The organism is Staphylococcus sp. GDX8P80P (assembly GCF_017893095.1).
In the GTDB taxonomy this organism is placed as follows: domain Bacteria; phylum Bacillota; class Bacilli; order Staphylococcales; family Staphylococcaceae; genus Staphylococcus; species Staphylococcus borealis.
In genome coordinates, this window is sequence record NZ_JAESMI010000057.1 from 1 (window position 1) to 16,642 (window position 16,642).

Sequence of the window (16,642 nt, forward strand, 5' to 3'; positions counted from 1 at the left end):
TTACACATAGGCGCATTACCTTCCTTTTTTATTTGTTGTGGTAACTAATAATTATAGAGGTAATTGCGCTATTTTTGTATTCAAAACATAAAAATTGGACAGATGATTTTAGTCATCAGTCCAATTTATTATAGAACCTAAATTGTTTGAGAGATATTAAAAAATAAAAAAACCCTCCAATTTACGGAGGGTTTTAAATGACGGAAACGGAGGGATTCGAACCCTCGCGCCGCTCTCGCGACCTACACCCTTAGCAGGGGCGCCTCTTCAGCCAACTTGAGTACGTTTCCATATGGCTCCGCAGGTAGGATTCGAACCTACGACCGATCGGTTAACAGCCGATAGCTCTACCACTGAGCTACTGCGGATTAATATGAATTTATATAATGTATCTCTATGAGCACAAATATTATTATATCAATAAACTTAAAATTTGCAAGGGATTATATTTAAAAAATATACGGAACATTTACACTATATTAATATAAAAGTTCCGTATGATTTAAAATTAAACGTGAAACTAGTTATCTTGCAATAGTGAATAATGTGAAAGTGCTTCGAAAATATTTAAAGTTGTTTTTTCATAATCAATTGGCATTTCTGGATTATTTGATTTCATACGTGATTGTTTATCAACCATGTAATAATAGAATATGCAGTTAGAGTATTGGTGCCAAATACTGTGATAGGATACATTCAGTGTTAACGTTTGGTGATTTGCGAAGATGATTTTACATTTTCGATTTTTGAGAGGTTTGATTTCATGAACATAATGCATATTGATCCACATGTTTTCTTCTAAACGATCTGAATGGGTTGGGAAAAAGTACGTAGGGAATAGAGGCGTCAATAAGATAGGTGGTTTGCTAGTAATGCCAGCAATACGTTGCGTTTCGGATTTTTTACTAATATAACTGTTTCCATAAAACTTACATGATCGCTCGACAATCTTTTGTGTTTTAAATGGACTCGTTACAATTGAGGAATCATACTTTAATATTTCTGATCCTTTCGTTTGCTCATAGGCATCAATAACTGGTTTGATGACCATGTCGCCTTTCCGAATAATATATACGGTATTTTGGGTTTGAGAAATTTTTGTCATCTCTTAACCTCCTTAAAATAAAGTTATTATTAAGCGTTAAAAATACAACGATTAATAATATAAATTTATTATATAAAAATTTTATATGTTGTCAAGATATTCATTACATATAAAATTACACATATTTTTTGTGAAAAGTCAGAATATTCGATTGATTTAAAAAATAAAAACTTGTATACTATCCTTATACAAAAAAGAAAGGCAGTGATTGCAATGAATTACAACACGAATGTCAAACATACGACGTTAGAAGACTTTGTTACTACAGTTAATGATTTAGGCGTAGAGATGGTCATTGAAGAGGCCCTTCGTCAAGGAAGAAAAAAGCAACTATTGAAGTTGATTGATGAGGCACTTATTAATAAGAATGAAGAAGCATTTATCAATTATACGAACGAATATAAAAATCTGGAGGCATTTCTCAATGAGTAAATTAGGATCCTGTCACTCATCATTATAAAAGGTCTATTCACTACTTAATTATAGTTAGCGAATAGACCTTTTTTATTTATATTTTTGTCCACCGTTTGATTTACCCTCAATTTTATTACGAATCCACTTTACTAAGTAGCCTGTTATCACGATTCGAATGACACGTTTAATGATATTCATATTAACTTGCTCCTTTTTTAAATTGTTTATTTGAGTTTACCCGTTCTATACATAATTAAAGATATTATCTATAATTATTTATTAAAAAGTTATGAATGTCGCTTATTTGGTATATAAATATAGCCATATTGATCTGCTTTAGTTGTGAAGATGACAATAATCCCATGAATAATGGAAACGATAGTAGGAATTGTAGTCCAGAAGAAAACTAAATGAAAGACGCCTTGCCATACTTTATCTGCATAAAATTTATGAATACCGACACCGCCTAAAAACAAAGAACATAATACATATAATGTTTTATTAACTCTCATAATAATGATGCCTCCTTAAATTTATATTTTAAGCATTTCAAAAATTAAATCAAATAATACTCAGATATTAGATAATGTATTTATAATCAAAATTTCAATGCTTCAATTTATTGCAATTAATTTATTATTATTTGTAAATTTTATATAATATAGTTAATACACTAATCGAAAGGGGAATTAACTAATGATACGAAAAGCACGTCCGAGCGATAGTAAGTCAATTGCAGAATTATGTTACATTATTTGGAAAGATATGGAACTTGATATTGTGCAAGAAATTTCCAAAGAAAGAGTTATTCAAGCTATTGAAGAGAGTATCGTTAATATTAATTATAGAACGAATTATAATAATATCTGGGTATATGAGCAGGACGACGAAGTGGCAGGTTGTATCATTGCCTATGAGGGCTCTAAAGAATTAGAGTTAGAAGCAGCATGGAATGAATTACCATTAGAGGATGACATAAAAGCACTTGGAACGCCATTGCCATTGAAAGAATCGAAGGATGATGAATGGTATATTGAAGCTGTTGCTACGTTTTCAAAGTTTAGAGGACAAGGTATTGCAACGAAACTATTTAATTATTTAATCGCAACGTATCCAGATACAAAGTGGAGTTTAAGTTGCGACTATGATAATCCGAGAGCTAAGAAATTGTATGAACGATTGGGCTTTAAATGGACTGAAGATGTGGAATTATATGGTCATCAATATTTACACATGGTTTATTCATCATAAAGTAAAAAAATAGAACGGAGGAGACAGAAATTAGAAATCATTTCAAAGTCTCGTTCTCCGTCCTATTTTACTTGTATCAACATTTAAAATGTCACAAGTGATGTATTATATACCACCTAATAAAGCACTAATGTATATGCCTAATGCGTATAATACACCGAAGATTGTATTTGTTTTTCCAGTTACAGCCATCGCAGGCATCATACTTGCAGGTGTGTCATTCTTCTTGAAGCGACGGATCGCTTTGACTGGCATAGGAAATGATAGCAATACAAGTAAATAAAATAGTGAACCGCCATCTACAAATAGCGCAGTATAAATAACGAACACATATGCAACGATATACATAATTGCCATAAATGTAATTGAAGCGTTCTTACCTAATAGGATTGGTAATGTTTTACGCCCACTCGCTTGGTCTTTAACTCTATCGCGAATATTATTAGCCATGTTAATTAAGCCAATTGTAATAACAATCGGAATACTAATCCAAACTACAAAGCCATTAACATTGCCAGTTTGAATAAAGAACGCTAATAAAATAATAATCATGCCCATAAACAATCCAGAAAATAGTTCACCAAATGGTGTCCAAGAAATAGGCATTGGGCCACCAGTGTATAAATAACCAATTGCCATACAAACGATGCCTACTGGAATAATCCAAAATGAACTATTAGCTGCTAAAATGATACCGAGAAATGCAGCAATGATATAAAAAGCAATTGCTAGATTCATGACAAGTTTTGGACTCATACCGTTTCTTACGATAGCACCACCGATACCAACGGAAGTGTGATCGTCTAAACCTTTTTTAAAGTCATAATACTCGTTAAACATGTTCGTTGCAGCTTGAATAAGTAAACAAGCAATTAACATTGCAAGAAATAACATGAATTTAATGTGATCTTGACTACCTAATAAAAAAAGTTTAGCAGTTGCTGTACCAACTAATACAGGTACAACAGCAGCAGTTAAAGTATGAGGTCGCATCAAATGCCAATATTTTCTAACAGTAGAATATTGTTGATATTGATTTGTCATAATTTGATCTACCTCTTATAGTATATAGTTTTAACATATGTATTTTAAAGGAATCATATATAAAGGTCAATTGGCGTGAAATATTTCCCTAGAAGATTAAGCAATTATGCCACTATAAATAGTTAAAAATGATACAATATTGTAATGAGAAAAAATAGATAATGAAAGAAGTGAAATGAATGGCTGCGAATATAAAGGAAGATGACATTATTGAGTCAATATATGAAAGTAACAAAAGCTGGGTATCTGTTGAAGTGAAAATTGATAGAGCACTTGCGCCTGACGAGTTGTTCAATTTAACAGAAGCACAAGCAGGGGATCGCTTTTATTTTCGCTTAAATGATAATGCGTCTTCGTTTTTCGGCTATCATGCTGTTCAAAGGTTTAAAAATAACTTTGATAACAAGCAATCGATCTTTCGTGAGTGGGAAAAATTTAAAAAAGATGTAGAATTAGTTCACCCAGATATAGAAAAGCATCATTTAAAAGTCATTGGAGGATTTCAATTCTCTAGCCATAAGTCTGATGATGAGTGGCGAGAATTTGGCATCAATCATTTTGTAGTGCCTCAAGTACTCATTTCGAATATTAATCAGACTACTTATCTGACTTATACAGTGGAAAGAGCCAATTTTGATATTGAAGCATTCAAAGAGGTAGTCGCTTTCTTTGAAGAGGCGCACATTGGACAAGATGATCAAGGTGAAACATTAGGAAATATCTTACGAATGGAAGATATTTACGTTGATGAGTGGAAAGAACTGGTTAGAGATGCGATTGCTCAGCTTGATGAAACTAAAAAAATTGTGCTTGCTAGACGTCGTATGATCAAATTTGATAAGCCAATTAGTATACCTTACGTGCTTAATCGCGCACTACAAAATGAAAAAAATAGCTATTTATTTATTTTAGAGTCCAACCAATCTGTATTCTTTTCACAAACACCAGAACAACTTCTTAAGGTAGAAGATGGTGTTTTATCTACGAAAGCAGTAGCTGGTACGATTAAACGATCTAACGACACTGAAGAAGATGAAAAAAATATACAAGCATTTTTAAAGGATAAAAAGAATTTAGGTGAACATGATTTTGTAGTTAGAAGTATTCTAGATGATATCACACCTTACGTTGACCATATTGAATATAATCATACACCGAATATTTTAAAAAATGACCATTTATATCATTTATATACGCAAATACAAGGTCAGTTAAAAAACAATTCATTTATTGGGTTAATAGATGAAATGCATCCTACACCAGCGTTGGGTGGCTATCCTAAAGATGAAGCACTCAAATTTATTGAAGAAAATGAGTTTGGAACGCGCGGTTTATATGGTGCACCGGTTGGCTATATTGACATGAATGATGATTGTGAGTTTATTGTAGCCATACGCTCAATGTTAATGAAACAAAATCAAACGACGTTATTTGCAGGATGCGGAATTGTAAAAGATTCTGATCCAGATAGCGAATTAGCTGAAACAGCGGTTAAATTTTCACCAATGATGAATGCTTTAGGAGTAGTGGATAAGAATGAATCATAACGAAGCATTAACTAAACAAGTATATACCTTTGCATCTGAGTTATATGCCTATGGTGTACGTGAAGTAGTCATTAGTCCCGGCTCAAGATCTACACCATTAGCAATTGCGTTTGAGGCACATCCCAACATTAAGACTTGGGTACACCCAGACGAACGTAGTGCGGCATTTTTTGCTTTAGGTTTAATAAAAGGGAGCGAACGACCTGTAGCGATTTTATGTACTTCAGGTACTGCAGCAGCGAATTATACGCCAGCAATTGCAGAGAGCCAAATCAGTCGTATACCTTTAATCGTGTTAACAAGTGATCGTCCTCATGAATTAAGAAGTGTAGGCGCACCTCAAGCGATTAATCAAGTGAACATGTTTGCAAATTATGTTAATTTTCAGTTTGATATGCCTGTCGCTGATGGTACTGAATACATGCTAGATGCCATTTATTACCAAATGCAGATTGCAAGCCAATATTTATATGGTCCTCATAGAGGTCCAATTCACTTTAACTTACCATTTAGAGAGCCATTAACGCCTAATCTTGAAAGACAAGAATGGTTGACGTCTTATACTAAAAAGTTACCGCATTATCAAAAAAATATTAACGTTCAAGATATCAGTCATATTTTAAAAGAGAAAAAAGGATTGATTATTGTCGGTGACATGCAACATCAAGCTGTTGATCAAATTCTTACATATGCAACGGTGCACGATTTACCTATACTTGCTGACCCATTGAGTCAGTTACGTAAGTATAATCATCCTAATGTGATAACGACGTATGACTTATATTTTCGTGCAGGGATTGATTTAGATGTTGATTTTGTTATTAGAGTTGGGAAACCAGTTATCTCTAAAAAGTTAAATCAATGGCTTAAACATACGAATGCCTATCAAATACTTGTTCAAAATAATGACAAAATAGATGTTTTTCCAACACCACCTAGTGTGTCTTACGAAATATCTGCAAATGATTTCTTCAGAAACCTTATTGAAGAATCAGCAGTTGAACGTAAAGACTGGATAGAAATGTGGCGAACACTTGAATCTCAAGCGAGACATCATATTGATAAACATATGTCACATGCGACAGATGAAGCGGCATTTGTAAAAACAGTCATTGATAAACTGACTAAAGAAGATGCTATTTTTGTAAGTAATAGTATGCCAGTTCGTGACGTAGATAATTTACTTTACAATAGTGAAGTTGAAGTATACGCAAATCGTGGCGCAAATGGTATTGATGGTGTTGTGTCTACAGCTATTGGCATGGCTGTACATAAGAAAATAACGTTATTGATAGGTGACTTAGCCTTTTATCATGATATGAATGGTCTTTTAATGGCAAAAATTAACAACATTCATTTAAATATTGTATTGCTAAACAATGATGGTGGAGGTATATTCTCATATCTTCCACAGAAGGCGTCTGCAGAAGCTTATTTTGAAAGATTATTTGGCACACCAACTGGATTAAATTTTGAATATACAGCGCTACTTTATGATTTTTCATTCAAACGCTTTAATTCGGTAACGGATTTCACTCAAGAAAAGCTGTCACACATGCATTCACATATTTATGAGTTGGTAACGAATAGAGATGACAATATGTCGCAACATCAAATTCTATATAAGAAATTGAGTGGTATTCTGAATGTTACATTATAACTTTTATCAGTCAAAACGAGAGACAAATCAATTATTAGTACTTCTACATGGCTTTATAAGTGATAGTCGTACGTTTGATGCGCACGTGGATCCATTGTTACAAGAGGTTAATGTGTTAACCGTTGATTTACCAGGCCATGGCCAAGATCAATCCTCAATGGATGTAACATGGGATTTTCCATTTCTTGCGAAGCAATTGGATAAATTATTAGACATGTATGAATCTTATAAAGTCACGTTATTAGGCTATTCAATGGGTGGTAGGGTAGCACTATACTATGCACTGTATGGTAAACACACAATTAACAAATTGATTCTTGAAAGTAGTTCACCGGGAATTAAAGAAGAAACTAATCGTTATGAGCGACAACAAATAGATGCTGCTAGAGCGAAAGTGTTAGAAATAGCTGGATTAGAAGTCTTTGTAAATGATTGGGAAAAATTACCGCTATTCTATACACAACAGCATTTGGATAAAGCGCAAAAGACAGCTATGCGTGACATGCGTATGGCTCAAGACCCTTATAAATTGGCAAAGGCATTACGTGATTACGGTACGGGGCATATGCCTAACCTATGGGATCAAATCAGTCGAATTCAAATACCGTGCTTTATATTAACAGGTGAATTAGACCAAAAATTTGTGAAGACTGGACAAGCTATGAACAAAGATATGCGCTATAGCCAAGTCCATACCTTTTCCAATGTAGGTCATACAATTCATGTGGAAGATAAAGCGGAATTTGATACAATAGTATTAGGTTTTTTAAAGGAGGAGCAAAATGACTAGACAGTGGGAAACACTTAGAGAATATGATGAAATAAAATATGAATTTTATGAAGGTATTGCAAAAGTAACAATTAATCGTCCAGAAGTGAGAAATGCTTTTACACCAAAAACGGTTGCTGAGATGATTGATGCTTTCAGTCGTGCACGTGATGATCAAAATATTTCTGTAATCATCTTAACTGGCGAAGGTGACAAAGCCTTTTGTTCAGGCGGTGACCAAAAGAAACGTGGGCATGGTGGTTATGTAGGTGAAGACCAAATTCCTCGTTTAAATGTATTAGATTTACAACGTTTAATCCGTGTCATTCCTAAACCAGTAATCGCAATGGTTAGAGGTTATGCCATCGGTGGTGGTAACGTATTAAATGTAGTATGTGACTTAACAATCGCTGCTGACAATGCTATTTTCGGACAAACAGGTCCTAAAGTAGGTTCATTTGATGCTGGTTATGGTTCTGGCTACTTAGCAAGAATCGTTGGCCATAAAAAAGCGCGTGAAATTTGGTACTTATGTCGCCAATACAATGCACAAGAAGCTTTAGACATGGGCTTAGTTAATACAGTTGTACCATTAGACCAAGTTGAAGATGAAACGGTTAAATGGTGTAAAGACATTATGAAACATTCTCCAACAGCTTTACGTTTCTTAAAAGCTGCTATGAATGCTGATACGGATGGCTTAGCTGGCTTACAACAAATGGCTGGAGATGCTACATTACTTTACTATACTACGGATGAAGCGAAAGAAGGTCGTGACGCGTTTAAAGAAAAACGTGATCCAGACTTCGATCAATTCCCTAAATTCCCATAAACCGGTTAATGATAAAACAAATATAAATATAATTAAAGGACACTTGTATAGTGATAAACTGATAAACTGTTTAATCGCTATTAACAAGTGTCCTTTTAAATTAAGGTATCAATTATAATATTTTTTTAAAAATAATTCTAATCGACGCATACCTTCTTTTAAGACATCCATATCGTAAGCATAAGAAATGCGGATATAACCTTTACCCATATCGGTAAATGAAGACCCAGGCACCATTGCTACGTGGGCTTCTTCAAGCACTTTTACGCAAAAGTCAAAATCATTAGACGTAAACTGTCGAATACTTGGGAATATATAGAATGCACCTTCTGGTTGAGCATCAAGTTCAAAACCTAATTCTGTTAGTTTACTGACTAGATAGTCACGACGCTCGATATAGGCTTGGTTCATATATTGAGGTGCATCTAATCCTTCATTGAGTGCAGCAATGCAGGCAATTTGTGAAGGTACATTTGCACAAATGCAATTATAAGCATGCATAAATGTTAGCTTTTCAATTAAATATTCAGGCCCTAGTAAGAAGCCGATACGAATACCTGTAGCAGAATGAGATTTACTTAAACCACCAATAAGTAAAAGCTGATCGCGTATCTCTTCAAATTCTGCAAAGGAAACATGTTTACCTTTAAATGTATTTTCCGCATAAATTTCATCACTAATAATAAAGATCTCTTTATCTTTTAAATAATTTACAATGCTTTTAACTTCTTCACGATCTAGTATGACGCCCGTAGGATTCGTAGGGTAATTCAACAAAATTGCTTTTGTCTTATCAGAGTAGTGTTGAGCAATTAATTCAGGCGTGATTTTAAATTCTGTCTTTGTTGTATCTATATATACAGGGTGCCCACCTAAAGTCTCTACTAATGGAATATAACCAGCGTAAATAGGCCCCGGAATTAATATTTCATCACCAGGTTCGATAATACTACGTAATGAAGTATCAAGTGCTTCACTTGCACCATTCGTGACAATAATTTCTTCTTCACTATAATAGAAACCGTATTTATTATTGAAATAGTTACGAATTGCCTGACGTGTTTCAGGTAATCCTTTATTATGTGAGTAACTCGTTTTATCTTCTTGTATTGCAGTGATATAGGCCGCTTTCACCACATCTGGCATAGGAAAGTCGGGTTGACCAATTGTTAAATTGACGCAATCATCAATATCCTTCATACGATTAGAGAACTGACGAATACTTGGTGCCCTTAAAAATTTAGCGTTTGAATTTAAAGTTAATTTCATTTTTACACCTCAAAAAACCAAATTATAATAACCGTACATGTTACTATAAATTTTTAGAATAATCTTATAATAACATATTTTAGCTACCATAATTTGGTAAGTATTGTTTTATATGATTTTGTCATTATCCTTTAAATGAAGAAGGTTTCTTCAAATTGATTAAAGGATTTGTCCATTTACAAACAAAATTCGTTGATAGTAAATAAACAATCACGATTGAGATTATAAATAAATAGCCATAAGTAAGAACGGACGTATGAGATTTAAATGGATATATTTCATAACCTCTAACGATGCCTATAACTAGTCCATGGAGTAAATAGATATACATCGTACGATTACCAATATAAGTATAAAAACGTTTAGTCGTACTCATTAAATTAAGAAATGAAAACATAGTTACAAATATGATGAAGTAAAGTAATAAACGTTTTAAGGGACTATATACATCTTCGTTATTATTTTCGAGAGAAGTGTAAGGACTGCTACCTAAGAGCCAATCTGAATTGATTGGATGGATGTAATAAACGATGAAAAATATGATAAGTACAATAATTGAAAATACGTTTATTTTTTTATTACGCAATAGTTGCGTATGTGAACGTGTTGTTAAATAGCCAACATAGAATATTGGGAAAAATACAATTGTTCTAGAAATACTCAAATAACCATCGATATCGTCAGAAAAACCAGCAAGTATTGAAATGATTAATGCGATAGGTAACACATAATATGCTTTGTATCGACGTACAATGACAAGTATGACGTGAAAACTAAATAATGTAAGTAAGAACCATAAAGCAAATACTGGATTAAATGGATCCATTTGTATTGCGTCACTTTTACCAGTTAAAAAATAATAAACTGAGAAAAAGGCATAAAAGATCGCATATGGTGCAAGTAACTTTTTAGCTACATTCTCTAAATAATGTGGTTTATCCAAATGTTTGGCAAAGTATCCAGAGATAAATAAAAATGATGGCATATGGAAACTATAAATAAGTAAATATAATGCAGATAACGATTTACTTTCAGAAGTATAGGGTTGAATCATATGACCGAACACGACTAAAAAGATGAGGATGGCTCGAGCGTTATCGAAAAAGTAATCTCTTTTTGTATCAATGGACATACGATTGTCTCCTTTTTTATTAATAACTGTATCTAATTTAGTATATTTTGACACTTCAATGCAACAATTTAGAAAAAATGTTGGTTATTAAATAAGCTTAGATATATACATTTTATTAGATTTTAAGATAATTATTTCAACTATGAATATTATTTTTTGAATAGGGAAGAGGAAGTTAATAAGCAAAAGGAGAGGATTACCATTAATATATTAAAAAATACGTTTAAATTGTTACATCCAATGGTAGGTGGGAGTATCATTGGTCGAGTCATAGCGAAAGAATCAAAAGAGGATTATAACCAATTTAGAAAGCCACCATTTTCACCGCCTACAAAAGCTTTTCCAATTGTTTGGCCAATCTTATATGTACTCATGGGCGTTTCTTATTTACTCACTACAAAAAATAATGAACAGACGACTAAGATTAAAGTGACTCACTATAGTCAGTTAGCTTTAAATTATTTATGGTCAATACTTTACTTTAAAAAGAAAGTTAGAGGCATTGCCTTTATTGAAAGTATGATGTTGTTTATCTCTGTCGTCGTTAATACAATTTCAATGTTTAAAATACATCGTATTGCAGGTTTATTACAAATTCCGTATGTCATGTGGTCTGCATTTGCAAGCTATTTAAATGCAGGTAATTATTTCCTTAATAAAGATAACCCGAACTATAAAAAACAATAGAAGTGTCAGGCGCAAGCAATGTTTCGTTACATTTCACGTTTGCCTCAATGGTGAGTTAAACTGAATGAAATTAAAATTGAATTATTGAGATATGTATTGTGACAAAATATTGAAAGTACATGACATATAAAAAAATCATAGTATAATAGTATTATCAATTACAAAAGTGGAGTAGAACAACAATGTATAATCAACTAGAAAAACTTATTACACTAACAAATAATGACCTGAATTTGGTTAACAGACGATTTGGACAACGCACGGACATTACAAATGATCAACTAGAATTATTGCGCATATTATATAGCTTTGATCGTTTATCACAATATGATTTGACGATGAAGATTAGCAGAGAACAATCTATTGTTTCTAGATGGATTAAGAAATTAGTCCAGAAAGGCTATATCACAAGTCAACAATCACATGAAGATTTACGTTGCAAAGACTTATGTCTAACAGAAGAAGCGCGTAATTTAATTCAACAAATCAATACTGCAAGATGTGAGTTAATAGAAGCACGTTGCCAATGTCTAAGTAAAGAGGAAATACAAAGTCTAAATCAGTTATTAGACAAACTGAATAGCCGTCATATATATATTTAAGAAAATAAGCCATAACGTTTTAATGAATCTTGTTAGAAGATCATTTTAGCGTTATGGCTTAATTTATGAGCATATCAGAAGAATAATCGTTTACATTATTAAGGCTGGGACAAAATCAAATGTCCCAGCCTCTACTTTTTTAGTTTTTTAACCATTCTATCTTCCAGTTATTTGACTGAAGAATGTCATTATTTAGTATAACTTGTGATATCGAAATATTTACCAACTGCTTTAATCTCACTGTATAGTTGTTTTAAATATTGAGCGTTAATATTAGCCCAGTTAATATCAGTTGCATATTGATGCGTAGCAGGGTGATCTGGATTCCAACGCATTTTGTATAATGTATTTTGTCCAGCTTTAATATAGTCTTTGCCTATAAATTTAGCACCACCAATAATAGCTTTAGATACTGAGTTCCAACCAGCTTGTTTAGCATAGTTAATGCCACTGTATAGTGGATTAGCATCGTATGCAGCTATACCAAATACGTTGTGATATTTTGTAGCACTCTTAGTAGTAACATAATTATTAACAATATTAGCACCTTTAGCTAATTGAGATTGACCATTACCTGTTTCAATTAAAGCGTGTGCAACTAAGTAAATTTCATTAATACCTGAAGTGGCAGCCGCTTGACTGAATGCTTGTCCTTGATTCTCAAGTACACCTTTACCTTTAAGTAATTGGTTTAAACTTGCTACAGAAATGTTTTGTGGACGATCTAAACGTAAGAATTGATACTTAAGTGTTTCATCTTTAGCTAATCGTTCAGGGTTCATCGCATTTTTAATTTCACTATAAGTAGCATTAGACCAACCATAACCGTTTCTTTGAACTTGTGGTGGTGCACCATAAGCATTTTGTTGAAGTGACACAGCTTGATTTAAAGTTCTATATGATTTTGAATACTTAACTAATTCTTTCTTCAAATCAGTATCTTTAATCCATACATACTTACCATTGCTTAATTTACCATAATACCAAGTTTTACCATTGATGACTTTACGGTTCGTTACTTGGAAAATTTGTTCATTAAATGCTTTTAATGAAGTTGCTTTTGCAGAGGTAGGATCATCATAATAAAAACCATTATAGTTATTAATAATGAATTCATATTGATACTTTTCACCATTATTTGATGATGTATTAGATGATGTTAAGTCATCTTTAGCAATCCAACCTGTTTTACCATTAACAGTACCATATAAGTAAGATGTATTGCCTACAACAACTGATTTAGATACTTTAAATGATTGATTAGCTAAGTCTTTATTGTCTAAACGTTGTTGATTTGTACCCCATGCGATTGAGTAAAGTCCATTATTTTTATTATTAATTTTGTATGTGCCTGATGTTTTTTGTACAGAACTTGAATTTTGAATATTTAAGTCCTTAACATTAAACCAACCTAAAGGTGTATTTTGTGTCGTGTTTTGAAGTAACACATACGTATTACCATTAACTGTTTTTTCTTTAGAAACATTGAAAGTACGATTTGCATATTTAGACGCATTTTTACCAGTTTTATCATAAACAGTTGCGTGTGCACCACTGTTATTTGCATTAACTTGAGCTACTTTAGACACTGTTTGTGTTGAAGATGTAGATGGTTTAGTAGCTTTTGTATTCACTGCAATCTTAGCGTTTACTTTAGGTGCTTGTTGCACATCAGTTGATTTAATCCAACCCCAAATATTATTGATTACACCATGTAAGTATGTTTCATTTTCGACTTTAAGGTTATCAATTGATTTTAATTGTTTGCCACTAGATGGAACTGTAGCTTTAACTTGTTTAGCTGTTCCCCAAGGTGTGTCATAAATATTGGCATTACCTTTAATATTGTAATAAGTGGCAGTTGTCTTGGTAGGTGTTGAAGACTTAACAGTAATTTCTGAAGCCGGAATCCAACCTCGTGAAGCATTACCATTATAATCAGAAATTAAGTAATAATCTTTATTGTTTAACGTAGCTTTCTTAGTGATGTTATACGTCTTACCACCAAGCGTAGCATTTGCTTTTGCGTTCTTATCATAAACAGTTGTATATGCTCCTTTATTCTTAGTAGAAACTTGGCCTAAAGTATTTTTAAGGTTAGACACTTTTAATGTGTTGTCTACTGCTGGTGTTTTACTGCCTGATGTTGGTTTAGTTATATCAGTTAGGAAAGCTTTGCTAACCCATCCATTTTTACCATTTAATGAACCAAATAAATAAGTGGATTGGCCTACTTGTTGAGATTTTGTTGCTTTAAATGGTGCAGTATTTGATTTAGAAACCGTTCCAGCTACTTGATTATAATTACCCCAAGGTACTGTATATAGTGTAGTACCAGATTTAATATTGTATGATTGGTTAACTTTTACAGGTGATTTTACAGTGTTATAAATCGTTTCACCTTGTTTAACCCAACCGTATACTTTACCACTATTATAGTCAGATACTAAATAGTATTTGTCTTTGCCAAGTGTAGCAGATTTAGTAACAGATAGAGTGTTATGCACTTGATTTGTAGCTTTACCTTTAACATCATAAACGGTTGTATATAAGCCACTATTATTTGTTTTAATTTGAGCTAGTCCAGTATTAGCATTAACGGTTAATTTAGGTGATGTGGTAGTTGAACCACTATTACTTGAGCCACCTTTATTTGTATTAGATGAACCGCTATTACTTGAAGTTGTACCCCAAGGTGCGACTTGACCTGTTTTGATTAAATATTTTTCATTAATTAAATCATATAATTCGTTATAAGAATAGTTATGATTTTGTAAATAAGCGTGTGGATCTGAATGATCCGTGCCACCTAAGAAACGGCTGATAGCATAGTGTGTCCATACAGTACCTTGACCGTCATTCTCAGCACTGTTAGGTTTTAAACCGTAATATTGTAATTGTGTTGCAGCATAATCTGCATAGTTATTCATTGACTTAGCAAATGAAACATAGTCATGTGTATGCACAATTTCAACATTGATGAAACGATTATTAGCTTGCGGACCTGCACCCCATGATAAGTAGTCAGTAGGGGCAGTTTCAATGATACGGTTGCCATCAACAAATGCATGAACAAATGCTGAATTGTAATTATTTTTCATATAATTAATTTCGCCATCAATTGTTGAATTATCATTAGCAGTATCATGAACTACAATACCTTCAGGTCGACCTACACCATTGCGATAGCCATATTTAGGGAAGTATGATGAATAATTCTCTTCAATCTTAGGTGCTTGTAAGTTATTTGAGCGAATATAATTGTTAATTGATGAACTAACTTGTGGTTTATATTTTGGTAAAGATGATGTCGTTGCTCTAGCAGCATAACGTTTAACTGTTTTTACGGGTGTTGCTGAACCACCTTTGCCACCAACTGATCTAAATCCAGAATAACCTGATTGCGCGTTGTGTGATGCTGACGTTTGAGTAGCATTCGTTGAAGCATTCGTTGAAGCTTTTGGCGTTGTTGTACTTTCAGAATTAGCTACTTTCGACGATTTAGCTTGCGCTACATTTGATTGCGTAGCATTTGTCACGTTATCACTATAAGTACTAATGTTCTCAGTAGTAGTTTGTTTATGCGCTGTTTGTTGCTTTGATTGAGCTGCTTGATTAGATTGAGTTGGAGTAACAGTTGATTGATTTGTATTATTTTTATTTGATGAAGTTAAACGTGCTGTTTGTTGTGAACTTTCATCAATTGCATTGTTTTGGTTTTTAACATCTTGTGTAGCTTCTTGGTTTGTATTCGCAGACGTACGCTCATTTGTTTGTTGTTCAGATACTTCTGAAGCATTTACAGAAGCTTGTGATGTTTGATTATTCGTATTCACATTATTTTGGGATTGATTCGTATTCTCTTTTTGGTCTACTTTGTTTAATGTTGATGCTTGTTGTTCATTGTTTTGAACTTTAGTTGACGTACTATTTGAATCTGCTGTATTTGTATTAGCTGTATTTTGTTTCTGTGCACCTTGTTGATTTTGTGATGACGTATCAACTGTATTTAAGTTATCTAATTTAGCATCGTATGTTTTACTTGCTGTAGCAACAGATGCTTTTACATTTTCAGGATTTTGATATGTTTGTACACCTGAAACATTTTGTGCTGAATTCGTTACTTCTTTTTTAGCCTGTTCAGCATTTTTAATATTTTGTTGATCGTCAATCACATTATTTGTGTTGTTAGAATTTTGATTCGTTTCAGCTGCATGTGCTTGTTGTGTTGTAAATGCAGCACCAAATAAAGTGATTGCAATCATGGAAGGGAATTTTAAATTAAACTTTTTGGTCATATTGTTACTCCTCGTTATTAGTATAGTTACAA

Annotated in this window: 15 protein-coding genes and 2 tRNA genes; 8 read left to right on the plus strand and 9 right to left on the minus strand. The window is 33.0% G+C overall.

All coding sequences use genetic code 11. From position 1 onward, the window contains the following. Window positions 1-201: 201 nt before the first annotated feature. From KA858_RS05940 to KA858_RS05950, 3 genes are all read right to left on the minus strand, one after another. A tRNA-Ser gene (locus KA858_RS05940) sits at window positions 202-290 on the minus strand. 3 nt (window positions 291-293) lie between these two features. Beyond that, window positions 294-368, minus strand: a tRNA-Asn gene (locus KA858_RS05945). Between the two features lie 152 nt (window positions 369-520). Then, window positions 521-1,105, minus strand: coding sequence for a competence protein ComK (locus KA858_RS05950; RefSeq protein ID WP_053029105.1), 585 nt, complete (start codon window positions 1,103-1,105; stop codon window positions 521-523). A gap of 213 nt (window positions 1,106-1,318) precedes the next feature. Here KA858_RS05950 and KA858_RS05955 point away from each other — a divergent pair, with 213 nt between their 5' ends. Then, window positions 1,319-1,537 carry an IDEAL domain-containing protein gene (locus KA858_RS05955; RefSeq protein ID WP_053029106.1) on the plus strand — a complete coding sequence of 73 codons (219 nt, stop codon included), beginning with the start codon at window positions 1,319-1,321 and terminating at the stop codon, window positions 1,535-1,537. 72 nt (window positions 1,538-1,609) lie between these two features. Here KA858_RS05955 and KA858_RS12830 read toward each other — a convergent pair whose 3' ends face one another. Together KA858_RS12830 and KA858_RS05960 are read right to left on the minus strand one after the other, a co-directional pair. After that, the gene (locus KA858_RS12830) at window positions 1,610-1,717 is read right to left on the minus strand and encodes an SAR1012 family small protein (RefSeq protein WP_245342041.1); all 108 of its coding nucleotides are present in this window, start codon (window positions 1,715-1,717) and stop codon (window positions 1,610-1,612) included. Between the two features lie 89 nt (window positions 1,718-1,806). Continuing rightward, a complete protein-coding gene (locus KA858_RS05960) occupies window positions 1,807-2,031 on the minus strand; it encodes a TM2 domain-containing protein (RefSeq protein WP_107629794.1) in 225 nt (74 codons plus the stop codon). A gap of 184 nt (window positions 2,032-2,215) precedes the next feature. On the opposite strand from KA858_RS05960, the gene KA858_RS05965 reads away from it, so the two are divergent. Further along, window positions 2,216-2,770 carry a GNAT family N-acetyltransferase gene (locus KA858_RS05965; RefSeq protein WP_053029108.1) on the plus strand — a complete coding sequence of 185 codons (555 nt, stop codon included), beginning with the start codon at window positions 2,216-2,218 and terminating at the stop codon, window positions 2,768-2,770. A 105-nt stretch (window positions 2,771-2,875) separates the two neighbouring features. Here KA858_RS05965 and KA858_RS05970 read toward each other — a convergent pair whose 3' ends face one another. Further along, window positions 2,876-3,814: a 1,4-dihydroxy-2-naphthoate polyprenyltransferase gene (locus tag KA858_RS05970; protein ID WP_210135234.1), complete on the minus strand. Its 939-nt coding sequence runs from the start codon at window positions 3,812-3,814 to the stop codon at window positions 2,876-2,878. Window positions 3,815-3,993: 179 nt separating this feature from the next. On the opposite strand from KA858_RS05970, the gene KA858_RS05975 reads away from it, so the two are divergent. Genes KA858_RS05975 through menB form a run of 4 tightly spaced genes read left to right on the plus strand, consistent with a single transcriptional unit; the run spans window position 3,994 to window position 8,622 of the window. Beyond that, complete coding sequence (locus KA858_RS05975; protein ID WP_210135235.1) at window positions 3,994-5,361, plus strand: isochorismate synthase; 1,368 nt, start codon at window positions 3,994-3,996, stop codon at window positions 5,359-5,361. After that, the gene (menD, locus tag KA858_RS05980; protein ID WP_210135236.1) at window positions 5,351-7,021 is read left to right on the plus strand and encodes a 2-succinyl-5-enolpyruvyl-6-hydroxy-3-cyclohexene-1-carboxylic-acid synthase; all 1,671 of its coding nucleotides are present in this window, start codon (window positions 5,351-5,353) and stop codon (window positions 7,019-7,021) included. The genes KA858_RS05975 and menD overlap by 11 nt, the downstream gene beginning before the upstream one ends. Further along, window positions 7,008-7,811 (plus strand): 2-succinyl-6-hydroxy-2,4-cyclohexadiene-1-carboxylate synthase, encoded by an 804-nt coding sequence (gene menH, locus KA858_RS05985; protein WP_210135237.1) that lies wholly within the window; start codon window positions 7,008-7,010, stop codon window positions 7,809-7,811. Before menD ends, menH begins: the two co-directional genes overlap by 14 nt. Further along, entirely contained in the window at window positions 7,804-8,622 is an 819-nt protein-coding gene (menB, locus tag KA858_RS05990) for a 1,4-dihydroxy-2-naphthoyl-CoA synthase (protein WP_053029113.1), read from the plus strand. The genes menH and menB overlap by 8 nt, the downstream gene beginning before the upstream one ends. 108 nt (window positions 8,623-8,730) lie before the next feature. Here the strand turns inward: menB and KA858_RS05995 are convergent, their stop codons facing one another. Continuing rightward, window positions 8,731-9,891: an aminotransferase class I/II-fold pyridoxal phosphate-dependent enzyme gene (locus KA858_RS05995; protein WP_210135238.1), complete on the minus strand. Its 1,161-nt coding sequence runs from the start codon at window positions 9,889-9,891 to the stop codon at window positions 8,731-8,733. Window positions 9,892-10,015: 124 nt separating this feature from the next. Beyond that, window positions 10,016-11,023 (minus strand): acyltransferase family protein, encoded by a 1,008-nt coding sequence (locus KA858_RS06000; RefSeq protein ID WP_107629800.1) that lies wholly within the window; start codon window positions 11,021-11,023, stop codon window positions 10,016-10,018. A gap of 240 nt (window positions 11,024-11,263) precedes the next feature. Between KA858_RS06000 and KA858_RS06005 the strand changes: the two genes are divergently transcribed. Then, window positions 11,264-11,710, plus strand: a complete 447-nt coding sequence (locus KA858_RS06005; protein ID WP_196781150.1) for a TspO/MBR family protein — start codon at window positions 11,264-11,266, stop codon at window positions 11,708-11,710. 182 nt (window positions 11,711-11,892) lie between these two features. Further along, complete coding sequence (locus tag KA858_RS06010) at window positions 11,893-12,312, plus strand: MarR family transcriptional regulator (protein WP_053029116.1); 420 nt, start codon at window positions 11,893-11,895, stop codon at window positions 12,310-12,312. A 188-nt stretch (window positions 12,313-12,500) separates the two neighbouring features. Here KA858_RS06010 and KA858_RS06015 read toward each other — a convergent pair whose 3' ends face one another. Next, the gene (locus tag KA858_RS06015; protein WP_210135239.1) at window positions 12,501-16,610 is read right to left on the minus strand and encodes a GW dipeptide domain-containing protein; all 4,110 of its coding nucleotides are present in this window, start codon (window positions 16,608-16,610) and stop codon (window positions 12,501-12,503) included. Between the last annotated feature and the right edge of the window lie 32 nt (window positions 16,611-16,642).

Coding starts and splice junctions, on each gene's coding strand:
- KA858_RS06010 (WP_053029116.1), top strand. CDS start 11,893: ATGTATAATCAACTAGAAAAACTTATTACACTAACAAATAATGACCTG.
- menB (WP_053029113.1), top strand. CDS start 7,804: ATGACTAGACAGTGGGAAACACTTAGAGAATATGATGAAATAAAATAT.
- menD (WP_210135236.1), top strand. CDS start 5,351: ATGAATCATAACGAAGCATTAACTAAACAAGTATATACCTTTGCATCT.
- KA858_RS05955 (WP_053029106.1), top strand. CDS start 1,319: ATGAATTACAACACGAATGTCAAACATACGACGTTAGAAGACTTTGTT.
- KA858_RS05965 (WP_053029108.1), top strand. CDS start 2,216: ATGATACGAAAAGCACGTCCGAGCGATAGTAAGTCAATTGCAGAATTA.
- KA858_RS05960 (WP_107629794.1), bottom strand. CDS start 2,031: ATGAGAGTTAATAAAACATTATATGTATTATGTTCTTTGTTTTTAGGC.
- KA858_RS06000 (WP_107629800.1), bottom strand. CDS start 11,023: ATGTCCATTGATACAAAAAGAGATTACTTTTTCGATAACGCTCGAGCC.
- menH (WP_210135237.1), top strand. CDS start 7,008: ATGTTACATTATAACTTTTATCAGTCAAAACGAGAGACAAATCAATTA.
- KA858_RS12830 (WP_245342041.1), bottom strand. CDS start 1,717: ATGAATATCATTAAACGTGTCATTCGAATCGTGATAACAGGCTACTTA.
- KA858_RS06015 (WP_210135239.1), bottom strand. CDS start 16,610: ATGACCAAAAAGTTTAATTTAAAATTCCCTTCCATGATTGCAATCACT.
- KA858_RS05995 (WP_210135238.1), bottom strand. CDS start 9,891: ATGAAATTAACTTTAAATTCAAACGCTAAATTTTTAAGGGCACCAAGT.
- KA858_RS05970 (WP_210135234.1), bottom strand. CDS start 3,814: ATGACAAATCAATATCAACAATATTCTACTGTTAGAAAATATTGGCAT.
- KA858_RS06005 (WP_196781150.1), top strand. CDS start 11,264: ATGGTAGGTGGGAGTATCATTGGTCGAGTCATAGCGAAAGAATCAAAA.
- KA858_RS05975 (WP_210135235.1), top strand. CDS start 3,994: ATGGCTGCGAATATAAAGGAAGATGACATTATTGAGTCAATATATGAA.
- KA858_RS05950 (WP_053029105.1), bottom strand. CDS start 1,105: ATGACAAAAATTTCTCAAACCCAAAATACCGTATATATTATTCGGAAA.